At 38.9% G+C, this 11638-nt stretch carries 12 protein-coding genes and 1 tRNA gene; 4 read left to right on the top strand and 9 right to left on the bottom strand.

The features are described from left to right. Window positions 1-573: 573 nt before the first annotated feature. The 4 genes from queA to O3798_RS07135 form a co-directional block, all read right to left on the bottom strand. Entirely contained in the window at window positions 574-1611 is a 1038-nt protein-coding gene (gene queA / locus O3798_RS07150) for a tRNA preQ1(34) S-adenosylmethionine ribosyltransferase-isomerase QueA (RefSeq protein WP_371464092.1), read from the bottom strand. Window positions 1612-1625: 14 nt separating this feature from the next. Beyond that, the gene (gene ruvB, locus O3798_RS07145; RefSeq protein WP_371464091.1) at window positions 1626-2633 is read right to left on the bottom strand and encodes a Holliday junction branch migration DNA helicase RuvB; all 1008 of its coding nucleotides are present in this window, start codon (window positions 2631-2633) and stop codon (window positions 1626-1628) included. Window positions 2634-2645: 12 nt separating this feature from the next. Then, window positions 2646-3233, bottom strand: a complete 588-nt coding sequence (gene ruvA, locus O3798_RS07140) for a Holliday junction branch migration protein RuvA (RefSeq protein ID WP_371464090.1) — start codon at window positions 3231-3233, stop codon at window positions 2646-2648. 136 nt (window positions 3234-3369) lie between these two features. Continuing rightward, window positions 3370-3909, bottom strand: a complete 540-nt coding sequence (locus O3798_RS07135) for an NADPH-dependent FMN reductase (RefSeq protein ID WP_371464089.1) — start codon at window positions 3907-3909, stop codon at window positions 3370-3372. Window positions 3910-4317: 408 nt separating this feature from the next. Here O3798_RS07135 and O3798_RS07130 point away from each other — a divergent pair, with 408 nt between their 5' ends. After that, the gene (locus O3798_RS07130) at window positions 4318-4506 is read left to right on the top strand and encodes a PspC domain-containing protein (RefSeq protein WP_371464088.1); all 189 of its coding nucleotides are present in this window, start codon (window positions 4318-4320) and stop codon (window positions 4504-4506) included. A 374-nt stretch (window positions 4507-4880) separates the two neighbouring features. Here the strand turns inward: O3798_RS07130 and pta are convergent, their stop codons facing one another. After that, window positions 4881-5870: a phosphate acetyltransferase gene (gene pta, locus O3798_RS07125; protein WP_371464087.1), complete on the bottom strand. Its 990-nt coding sequence runs from the start codon at window positions 5868-5870 to the stop codon at window positions 4881-4883. A 209-nt stretch (window positions 5871-6079) separates the two neighbouring features. Here pta and O3798_RS07120 point away from each other — a divergent pair, with 209 nt between their 5' ends. From O3798_RS07120 to O3798_RS07110, 3 genes are all read left to right on the top strand, one after another. Further along, on the top strand, window positions 6080-6850 hold the full coding sequence (locus O3798_RS07120; RefSeq protein ID WP_371464086.1) for a threonine/serine exporter ThrE family protein: 771 nt from the start codon (window positions 6080-6082) through the stop codon (window positions 6848-6850). Beyond that, window positions 6847-7290, top strand: coding sequence for a threonine/serine exporter family protein (locus O3798_RS07115; protein WP_005605748.1), 444 nt, complete (start codon window positions 6847-6849; stop codon window positions 7288-7290). The genes O3798_RS07120 and O3798_RS07115 overlap by 4 nt, the downstream gene beginning before the upstream one ends. 414 nt (window positions 7291-7704) lie before the next feature. Then, window positions 7705-7778, top strand: a tRNA-Arg gene (locus O3798_RS07110). A 40-nt stretch (window positions 7779-7818) separates the two neighbouring features. Here O3798_RS07110 and O3798_RS07105 read toward each other — a convergent pair. The 4 genes from O3798_RS07105 to uxuA all read right to left on the bottom strand — a co-directional run bounded on the left by O3798_RS07105 (window position 7819) and on the right by uxuA (window position 11630). Further along, window positions 7819-8526 (bottom strand): alpha/beta hydrolase, encoded by a 708-nt coding sequence (locus O3798_RS07105; protein ID WP_371464085.1) that lies wholly within the window; start codon window positions 8524-8526, stop codon window positions 7819-7821. A gap of 119 nt (window positions 8527-8645) precedes the next feature. Then, window positions 8646-9650, bottom strand: a complete 1005-nt coding sequence (locus O3798_RS07100) for a PfkB family carbohydrate kinase (protein WP_371464084.1) — start codon at window positions 9648-9650, stop codon at window positions 8646-8648. A gap of 77 nt (window positions 9651-9727) precedes the next feature. Then, window positions 9728-10567 (bottom strand): SDR family oxidoreductase, encoded by an 840-nt coding sequence (locus tag O3798_RS07095; protein ID WP_371464083.1) that lies wholly within the window; start codon window positions 10565-10567, stop codon window positions 9728-9730. 10 nt (window positions 10568-10577) lie between these two features. Then, window positions 10578-11630 carry a mannonate dehydratase gene (gene uxuA, locus O3798_RS07090; protein ID WP_048782693.1) on the bottom strand — a complete coding sequence of 351 codons (1053 nt, stop codon included), beginning with the start codon at window positions 11628-11630 and terminating at the stop codon, window positions 10578-10580. Between the last annotated feature and the right edge of the window lie 8 nt (window positions 11631-11638).

The following is an 11638-nucleotide window of genomic DNA, read 5'->3' as shown; positions in this document are numbered from 1 at the left end:
TATTTTATAAGCACTCACTAAAAACATTCCTCTTCTTTTAGCGATGTTCTGTATAAATAGCACAAAAGACCGCGGCAAACGAAGAACCATAGGGATTCTATGGTAAAAGTAATAGCAATTAGTAATCGATGTGAATTACTGACTCTGGAAATTCATTTCCAAGAGTCAGTTTGAAGCTCGGTAGGATTGAGACAAAAGGCTCAATCCGGTACAGCTATTATATCTACCATGAAGATATCCCTATGGTTCGTAGTTAGACCAGCTTTCGCACGTTACAATTCCATCGCCTGTAAATTTACACTAGTAAGCACTCATGAAGATTGTTACCCTTCTTTTGGCAATGTTTCGTATAAAAGTACAAGAGACCGAGGTCAAACGAAGAACCATGGGGATTCTATGGTAGGAGTAATAGTGACTAGTAACCGATGCGAATTAGAACCTCTTGAAAATTTATTTTCTAGAGGTTCTTTGAGGCTCGGTAGGTGGGAGACCTTGGCTCCCACCGGTACAACTATTACCACTACCATGAAGACATCCCCATGCTTCAATATTTGACCTACGGTCAATTTCTCTTTATTTATGCACAAACATTGCATCGCCAAAACTAAAGAAGCGGTAACGTTCTTCGATGGCGTGCTGATACGCTTCTAGTGTGAATTCACGTCCAAGATAAGCACTGACAAGCATAACAAGCGTTGATTTTGGCAAGTGGAAATTCGTCACAAACGCGTCCACCACACGGAACTCATACCCAGGAGAGATAAAAATATCCGTCCAACCACTCGCTGGCACCACATGCCCGTCGTTATCTCTAGCAACTGTTTCTAGTGTACGAATCGAAGTCGTACCAACGGCAATAACACGTTTGCCAGCTTTCTTAGTCGCTTCAATCATCTCTGCAGTTTCTTTTGATACATTGTAATATTCTGAATGCATCTTATGGTCTTCTAGTGAATCCACAGAAACAGGTCTAAAGGTTCCAAGGCCAACGTGCAATGTGACTGGAACAATATTTACACCCTTCTCACGGATTTTTTGCATTAATTCTTCCGTAAAGTGCAAGCCAGCTGTAGGTGCTGCTGCAGATCCATTTTCTTTCGCATAAACGGTTTGATAACGTTCTTTATCTTCTAAACGTTCTTTGATATATGGTGGCAATGGCATTTCACCAAGAGATTCCAACACTTCTAGGAATACTCCCTCGTATGAAAACTCGATGATACGTCCACCTTGGTCTAATTCTTCGACAACTGTCGCCTTGAGTCTACCATCTCCAAAAGAAACAACACTACCCACTTTCATCCGTTTGGCAGGTTTCACAAGTGTTTCCCACTTGTCGCCTTCCGTAGTCGTTAATAGTAAGACCTCAATATGAGCGCCTGTTTCTTCTTTTGTTCCATAAAGACGTGCTGGAAGTACACGCGTGTTATTCACAACAAGTGTATCTCCTTCTTCTAATTCATCTAGTAAATCAGAAAAATGTTTATCTTCAATGGTATGTGTAGTTTTATTCACCACTAATAAACGTGAAGACGTACGGTCTTTCAATGGAGTTTGCGCGATTAATTCTTCGGGTAAATCGAAGTCAAAATCTTTTGTTGTATAGTTCATTTCTAGTTCCTTTCTTACGATAAAGGATATAATCGCCCTAAGTGAGCATATCCTTCTGGCGTCACCACACGACCTCGTGATGTCCGTTTTAAAAATCCAATTTGTAATAAATACGGTTCATACATATCTTCGATGGTCTCGGCATCTTCTGAAATGTTTGCCGCAATGGCACCTAGTCCAACTGGTCCACCATCGTATAAATCTATCATCGCCGTCAATAATTTACGGTCGATATGATCCAATCCTTTAGCGTCCACACGTAAGACCTTCAATGCTTGCTGCGTAATTTCTTTTGAAATCATGCCTTCTTCGTATACTTGAGAAAAATCTCGTACACGTTTCAAGAGACGATTGGCAATACGTGGTGTTCCACGAGAGCGAAGCGCAATCTCAAGAGCGGCCTCATCTTTAATTTCACTATCAAAAACATTCGCACTGCGTTTTACAATCTCAGAAAGTGAAGCCTCATCGTAATACTCCATATGTTCCACAATTCCGAAACGGTCACGAAGCGGTGCAGAAAGAGCCCCTGCACGAGTCGTCGCTCCAATTAACGTGAACGGTGGCAATGGAAAATGTACCGGATGCGCAGTTGGTCCTTGACCCACCACGATATCTACGAAGAAATCTTCCATCGCTGAATACAGCATCTCTTCCACGACACGTGGCAAGCGGTGAATCTCATCGATAAATAAGACATCCCCTGCTTCTAAGTCGTTTAAAAGAGCCACTAAGTCACCTGGACGTTCAATCGCAGGGCCACTTGTCGTCTTAATGCCGACTTCTAATTCGTTGGCAATCACCATCGCTAAGGTCGTCTTTCCAAGTCCTGGAGGTCCGTATAGTAACACGTGATCCAAGGCTTCTGAACGACTACGCGCCGCTTGAATATAGATAGCAAGTTCTTCTTTTACTTTTTGTTGACCGATATACTGTTGTAACGTCTGTGGACGCAGTGATAATTCGTCTTGTACTTCCCCTTCGTCAAGCGGGTTTTGGTCAATAAAACGTTCTTCCTCCACGATAATCCTCCATTATTTCATCAATAGTTTAAAGGCCACTTTTAATGCCTCTTGCGTCGTACTTGGAGCAGCAGCTTCCAGCGACTTCCAAATCTTTGTAATTTCTTTTGCAGAATACCCAAGACCAAGTAAGGCTTCTTTCGCTTCTTCAAGAGTTGCTTGGTTTGTTGAAACAACAGCTTTAGTCGTTTCTTCTGGGACAGCTTCAAACTTTCCTTTCAAATCTAAAATAATTTGTTGCGCTGTTTTCTTTCCAACACCAGGGAATTTTGTTAAATAAGTGACATTCCCACTTTCTACAGCATTCACGAAACCTTTTGTATCGTCATTTGCTAAAATACTCATCGCACTCTTCGGACCGATACCAGAAACGCTAATTAAACGTTGGAATAATTCGCGTTCTTCGCTTGAAATAAATCCGTATAAGGTAATGGAATCCTCACGAACGACTTGTTGTACTAAAACTTTAATTTGTTTCTTCAGAGAATCTTGTAGACGGTATGGGTTTGCAAAAACCACTTGATACCCTACACCATGCACATCGACAACAATCGCTGTTGGTAAGATATGCGCTAACTCTCCATTTAAATATTCATACATGAATGATGCTCCTTTTTATGTCTATATCAGTACAATTCTAGCATAACAGGAAGGTCTAGGGCAAATGTCTGTTCGCATATTGTTCAAAAAAGCAGCCCCCATCTATAGAGACTGCTTTTAAAAGTTAAGTTTTTAATTAGGCGTTTAATAATGCTTCCGCTTGTTTTTCAAGTCCTGCAACTACTTCTTCGTCTAAAGTCACAACGCCTGTTCCCCAAGCTTCAGGGTTAATTTTAGCGCCAGTGAATTCACCCACAACTTGCATACGGATAAATGGTAATAATGCATGATAAGCTGCAAATAATGACTCATGTCCTGCGTTTGCCATTGCTGATACCGTTACAACTTTATCTTGTAGAATTGAAGGTCCGTGTGTATCTGATAAGTCTAATGCACGGCTCATCCAGTCTAATAAGTTTTTCACTGTTCCAGGAATTGCAAAGTTATACGCTGGTGAGAAGATCCATACTGCATCAGCTTTACCAAATGCATCGCGAGCTGCTTGTACTTCAGGTAATACTGGAGTTTCTAAGTCTTGGTTCATTAATGGAAGGTTTAAGTAATCTAAGTAAGTGACAGTTGCTTTCCCTTCTAAAATACGTTCTGCTTTTTCTGCCATTTGGTGGTTGAAGCTACCTTTACGTAAGCTACCAACTACAAATAAAATATTTTTCATATTCTTTTCCTCTTTTCGTAAATGGTTTGACCAAAAAAGTTGTGTCTTTTCTCTTGGAATTGAAATAAGATTATCATCACTTAAACGTTAAAGCAATTTATTTGCTCATAAAATTTTTTGTTTTTTTAAAGAAAAAAACTCTTAGAAACGTTGATATCATGGTGTTTTAAAATAAAAACGAAAAATATCATTATAATGTATACGTTATAATGATAAAAAATTTTGAGTCAAATTGAAATGAGCAAGTTCAATTGAACTGTTAAATATGAATCTATTATGAAGTCGCAGTCGGTTCTACTTCAAAATAAGAATAAATCAGTCTCTTTTTGTGAATTTCTTAATTTATACTATTTTTTATATGTAACATATGCTACAGTCGATATATAAACATCGATAAGGAGTGTTCTTATGTCAGAAAAACGTTTAACACGTAAAGTAAACGAAAAGAAAATTGCTGGAGTATGTGCTGGTGTAGCTGATTACTTTGGACTAGACGTAGCAATGGTTCGTCTTGGATGGGCTCTTTCATTCTTATTAGCTGGTGCTGGTGGTTTCTTATACGTACTATTATGGTTCTTATTACCAGAATCTGAATAATTTGTAAAAATATGCAGGCAGCGATGCCTGCTTTTTTGTGCTCTATATAAAGTAAAAAACGACTCACACTGTGAGTCGTTTTTGTGTAGTTGAGTTCGCCATCGCAGAAATCGCGAAGTCTCACATCGCACAGTAGCTTATTGACGTTCTCTTCATCACTCGTGATTCGAGAACATCTAATAAGCTCTGTGGGGGAAAGACTACGAAGCAAAAATGACTCGCACTGCGAGTCATTTTTTGTCTTCAGTCTTTCTCTTGAAATCGGACTCCAAAGTGCAAAAGCTCAAGCCTTTCTCACTTTGTCCGCACGACTATTCTAGTCGTTTACGGCAAAGTTCGAACCGTCATCGCTTTTGAGCGCACTTTGTCGCACCTTAGTTTTCCATTAAAGCCTGATTAGCTGTAATGATTGCTAATTTGTAAACATCTTCTTCGTTACATCCACGTGATAAGTCAGAGATTGGTTTGTTTAGTCCTTGTAAGATTGGTCCGATTGCTTCGAAGTTACCGAAACGTTGTGCAATTTTGTATCCGATGTTTCCTGATTGGATTTCTGGGAAAACAAATACTGTTGCTTGTCCAGCTACTGGTGACTCTGGAGCTTTTTGTTTACCAACGCTTGGTACGAAGGCAGCATCGAATTGTAATTCACCGTCGATGTTGTAGTTTGGAGCTAATTCTTGTGCGATTTTAGTTGCTTCCGCTACTTTTAATGCTTCTTCAGATTTAGCAGAACCTTTTGTTGAGAAACTTAACATTGCAACGTTTGGTTCGATACCAAATAATTCAGCTGTTTTAGCAGATTCTACTGCGATTTCAGCTAATTCTTGTGCGTTAGGGTTGATGTTGATTGCGCAGTCTGAGAATAAGTATTTCTTAGATTTGTCGCTGTTGATCATGATGAACGCACCACTTGTACGAGAGACACCTGGTTTTGTTTTGATAATTTGTAATGCTGGACGTACAGTGTCCCCTGTTGAGTGAACCGCACCAGATACTAATCCGTCTGCTAAGCCCATATATACCATCATTGTTCCGAAATAAGTTACGTCACGTAATAATTTTTGAGCGTCTTCTTCAGATACTTTACCTTTACGACGTTCTACAAAGCTTGCTACCATTTCTGCATATTTATCGTCTGCATAAGTTTCAGGATCGATAATTTCTAAATGAGAAATGTTAAATCCACGAGCGTTTGCCACTTCGTTAATTTGGTCTACATTCCCAAGTAAGATTGGTTTGCAAAGTCCATCTGCTAATAAACGAACCGCTGCACCAATAATTCTTGGTTCATCTCCTTCTGGAAATACGATTTTAACGTCTTTCCCTTTCACTTTAAGTGATAATTCTTCAAATAATTCCACGGATATCCCTCCAAAAATTTGTTATCTTAATAATACACTAAATACTTTTAAAAAAACAGTACAATGTTAAAACAATCATCAAAAAAACAACTGTACTAATCTGATTACAATTTAAAAATAGTACAGTTTCATTTTATAAAAATTTCTACTTAGCAAAACACCGCTAGTATGCTATACTTAGAGAGTATTTTAGTAAGGAGGAAGGCTTTGTGCGATCATATGCAAAAAAATTAATGGATACCGCTATTCTTGCTGGTCAAATCATGCTCGAATGCAATGCGGAATCGTATCGCGTGGAAGAAACCATGAACTATATTCTCTCCACTTCAAACTTTGAAACTTGCGAAGCCTTCGCAATGGCGACTGGAATCTTTGCAACGCTCGATGATGACTGCATCGATTCTATTACAGAAATTCGTCGTGTTCCAAATCGAGACACGAACTTGAACCGAATTTATAAGGTCAACGCAATCTCTCGTCAATTAGTGACAAAAGAAATTGACCTCGATACAGCTTATCAACGATTACAGGATTTAAAAGAATCAGAATATCCACAATGGTTAAAAGACTTAGGCCTTATTCTGATGTGTGGGTTCTACGCTGCTCTATTTGGAGCAACGCCAATTGAACTCGTCATTGCATCAGTTGCAGCGGTTATCATGCCATTTATTTATAAGTTAGATCCGAAATTAAAATTAGGAACATTCGTGTTGAACCTCATATCGATTATTCCAGCGATTGTCATTATCATTTTGATTCAGAAACATTTCGTTCCGGACGCTCGAATCGGCATCTCCATTGTAGGATTAATCATGCCGGCCGTTCCTGGAACCGCCATTACAAATGCCATTCGCGATACATTACGCGGAGACTACAACTCAGGAGCAGCTCGGGCAATTGAAGCGTTTGTGACGGCTCTTTCCGTCGCTATTGCTGTTGCTTTGGGACTCGTGTTAGCAGGAGGTGCAAACCCCTTATGATTTATCAAGTGATTAGTGCTCTCATTGCCGTCTACTTCAGTTGTATTGTCTTTGAAGCACCAAAACGACTCCTCATTCATATTTCGATTATTGGAGGCATTGGTTGGTTTGTATATCTCTTCTTCTTGGATAGTTCTGGATTACAACTAGCTACTTACTATAGCGGCCTTACAATTGCGTTTTTATCGCACTTAGCAGCACGCTATTTTAAAGCTCCCGTAACGGTATTCTTTATTCCTGGATTTTTCCCACTCGTTCCTGGTGCAGGCATGTATCGTACCGTATACGCCTTCTTTGTAGGAGATGTTGAAAAAGGAAAATTCTTCTTCGGTCAAACAATGATTACCGCCGGGATGATTGCACTTGCGATTTTTACGGTCGATTCGATTTTCCGTCTGTATTCTCATTGGCAATCTTCACGCCGTCAGTCAGCAAACTAAATAAATGAACCTGAAACTGCCAAAGATTTTCTTTGGTGGTTTTTTTATGCTTACCGTTGGTTTGTTTTTGGATTCCGTCCCTTTGGGATATCTTCATGGTAGGGATAAGAGCTGTACCGGTTCGAGCCGCAGTCTCTCACCTACTGAGCCTCAATGAGTCTCTACGGAATAAATTCCTAGAGTCTCATCTTCGCATCAGTTACCACACCGCTCTTACTCCTACCATAGAATCCCAAGGGACTCCATCTTTTTTCATAGAATCGATGTTCTCTAAACCTTCTAATGTTAAAAAATAATCTAGTTTTATTATTTACGATTGCTGTAAAAAGAAGATTGTCAATTCTCATTTAAGTAAAGAATTAGTAACTGTGTATGGACAGATAAGGGGTTTGTGTGGTTCAATTAAGTTAACAAGATGTCATAGCTCAGCAGGATAGAGCAAGCGTTTCCTAAACGCTAGGTCGGGGGTTCGAATCCCTTTGGCATCGTTAGTAAAAAAATCCACTGATAAACCAGTGGATTTTTTACTTATTTACTATTCTCTTCTACCCATTCAACAGCACGCCAGGCACGTCCCGGAATATTAGTTCCATGATTTCCTTCTTCCAACGTAAACTGGAAATCACTTGCTTGAAATCTCGGCTCAACCCAGTCTTTTAATGCTAGCGTATTTAGAGTTTGGTCTGCTGTTAAATTCGTCGCAGTAGTTCCTTCTTGATCACCCACACTCATGTACAATTTTGGATGAACAGCTTTAAAGGGATGTTCTTTTAAATAGTCCAGAAACCCCGGATACCACAGCGAAGAAGAACAACTGAGGACAGTTCCAAATAAATCAGTTTTCACCGCAGCATACAAGCTGAATAATCCACCTAGCGAATAACCACCGATAACTCTCTTTTCTGCGCTTGAAGCAAAACCATATTCACTCTCACAAAATGGAATCACATGAGTCGTGATAAAAGAAAGATGTTCTTCCGCTTTCCCCCCGAAATCCATCGGCATGGTTTCAGACGCCTGGAGAGGCCACGGTGTATAATCATCTGTTCGATTATTTGCATTTAAAAGTACAAAATTGAGTGCAGGTTGATGTTTAATAATCCAATGATTAAAAGGTTCTTTGAATTGATCTCCGTCTAAAAAATAAATGGTCGTAGCGTTTTTGACATTAGAACGATAAACATATAATTTTACTCCACAAATTTCTTGTTGGATCCATACAGAATTTTTAACCATGGTGATTTCCTTTCTACTACTTATTCTCTACTATTTTAACAGTTTTCCTCGCGCTTGATAAGCCCAAATGAAAAGACGTCAGTGATATAACACTGACGTCTAATAGTTGTTAAATAAATTTAACGGACAATCTGTCCTGATTTTTGATTCATAAATTCAAAGACTTCATCTTCATTGAATGGATTCCAGTCTCCAAAAACAGTATGTTTTAAAACCGAACTTGCTGTCCCAAAATCGACAATTTGTTGGCTGTCCCAACCTTTTAAAACTCCGTTTAGAATTCCTGCAGCGAAGGCATCTCCTCCACCTACTCGGTCAATAATTGGATTAATATCATAGAGTTTAGATTCGACGAACACTCCATCTTCACCTACAAAGAACCCCTGCAATTCGTTATGGTTCGTTGAAATGACATTTCGTTTGGTTGAATACAACACTTTAATATTTGGATATTTTGCTTGAACTCGCTTGTAAATTTCTTCCAGCAAAACATCTTCGCCCTCTGATACTACTTTCAAAAAATAAATCGCATCTAGTCTACCCGCAGAAAGGATATCTACATAAGGCAAGATTTGTTGGAAACAAGGATAAGCTTCCTCATAACTCCACAACTTACTACGATAGTTCATATCAAAGCTCACATAGCATCCATATTCCTTCGCTTTACGGACGATTTCGACTGTCCACGACTGCCACTTCTTAGAAAGAGCTGGTAGAATTCCTGAAATATGAAGCAAGTCAGCTTCTATAAATATTTCGTCTAAATCCCAGCATAGCTTGTCTAACACTGAAATACTAGAATATAAGCGATCGTATGTAACGCGAGATGCACGTATTGAGTTTCCTTGTTCTAAAAAATAAGTTCCTAATCTTCCATATTCAGTTGCTACTAAATCCGTATTGATACCGTTCATTCGTAGTCTCGAACTTACAGCATCGTTTAATGGGTTATCTTGTGGAAGAACTGTAGCTACAGAAACATCATGGCCAAAATGCGATAAAGAGATACCTACATTCGCTTCAGCTCCACCATAGCAGACTCTGAACTCTTTTGTACTCTTTAACCGCACATCTTCTGCAGTCGATAATCTTAATAAAATTTCACCTAGAGTTATTACTTTCATTGTTGCATCACTTTTCCATTTCTCAATGATAGATAAAGAATCGAAGCTTTCACTTCGATTCTTCTTATGTTCTTTAATTATACTCCAGAATACGCTGCGAAACCACCATCAATTGGTAAAACTACGCCATTCACAAAGCTTGAAAGAGTTGAATCTGCAAGGAAGAATACTCCCCCTACTAATTCATCTGATTCACCAAATCGTCCCATTGGTGTATTGCGTAAAATCTTATCCGCACGTGGAGTTGGATTTCCCTGTTCATCAAATAATAATCGTTCATTTTGAGCTGTTACTAAGAATCCTGGTGCAATTGCGTTGCAACGAATTCCCACTTTAGAGAAGTGAACTGCTAACCATTGAGTAAAGTTACTAATTGCTGCTTTTGCCCCTGAGTATGCTGGAATTTTTGTTAAAGGAGTAAAAGCATTCATACTAGAAATATTGATGATGTTCGCTCCTTCTTTTCCAACCATATCTTGTGCAAAGACTTGCGTTGGTAATAATGTACCTAAATAGTTTAAGTTGAATACAAATTCAATTCCTGATTTATCTAAGTCAAAGAATGTTTTAGTCTCCGCACTTAATCCTACTTCATGAAATTCATTATCTGTAGTCGCACGAGGGTTATTTCCTCCAGCACCGTTTACTAAAACATCAACTGTACCAAGATCATTATTCACGGCTTCGCGAACAGCTTCTAATGATTCTTTTTCAAGTACGTTCGTTTTATAAGCTTTAGCGATACCGCCCTCAGCAATAATTTCATCTGCAAATTTTTGTGCAGCTTCTTCGTTTAAGTCTAGTAAAGCTACCTTCGCTCCTTGTTTACCAAAGCTCTTTGCGAGTTCACCGCAAATTACTCCACCAGCACCTGTTATTACTACGACTTTATTTGTAAAATCAAAAAATTGTGTCATCGTTTTTCTCCTATTGTTTTGCATTTTTGGCTACGGCTTCAGCTAAACCGTGAAGGTAAGTAGCTCCTAGAGCACGGTCAAATAATCCATATCCTGGACGACCTGTTTCTCCCCAAATCATACGGCCATGGTCTGGACGAATTGGTCCTTCCCAATTTGCATCGTGAAGAGCTTTCACCACTTCATACATATCAATTGAACCGTATTCTGTTGGGTGTGCTGATTCTTCAAATGATTTACCTTTTCCTGTTAAACGAATGTTACGAGCATGCATAAAGTTTACACGATTACGTTTTAACATTTCTTTTAACATTTCAACAGCATCGTTGTTTGGATCAGAAGCATATGACCCTACACAAACGGTTACTCCATTATTTGGGCTATCATATAATTCTACAAATCTTACAAGATTTTCTTTGCAAGTAATGATACGAGGTAATCCAAAGATGCTATAAGGTGGGTCATCAGGATGGATTGCCATTTTCACACCAGCTTCTTCAGCGGCTGGAATGACACGTTTAATGAAGTACTCTAAATGTTCCCAAAGTTTTTCTTCGTCTACTTTAGAATACTCATCCATGATAGCTTTCATTTCATCTTTTGTATAACTTGAATCCCAACCTGGCAGTGATAATTCCCCTTTTACAGGGTCCATTTTCTTAGCCACTTCTTCATCGAAGATTAATGCATTAGAACCATCTGGAAGATCATACGCTAAGTCAGTTCGTGTCCAGTCAAATACTGGCATGAAGTTATAACATACAATGTTAACACCTTCAGCTCCTAAGTTTTTAATAGTTTGAATATAGTTATCAATTAAATGATCTCTTGTTGGTTTCCCAAGTTTGATATCCTCATGAACTGGAACACTTTCAATTACAGATAATTTTAATCCTGAAGCTTCAACGTCTTGTTTTAATTGACGAATACGTTCACGACTCCACACTTCCCCAACTGGCACATCATAAATTGCTGTTACAATTCCTTTCATACCAGGGATTTGTCTAATATTCTCTAGAGTTACCTGATCATCATGTCCATACCAACGGAATGTCATTTCCATTTTTATTC

It is taken from the genome of Granulicatella sp. 20925_1_45 (assembly GCF_041433555.1).
Lineage (GTDB): Bacteria > Bacillota > Bacilli > Lactobacillales > Aerococcaceae > Granulicatella.
Note: the sequence above shows the minus strand (reverse complement) of the source record. Positions and strands in the feature narration are given on the sequence as shown.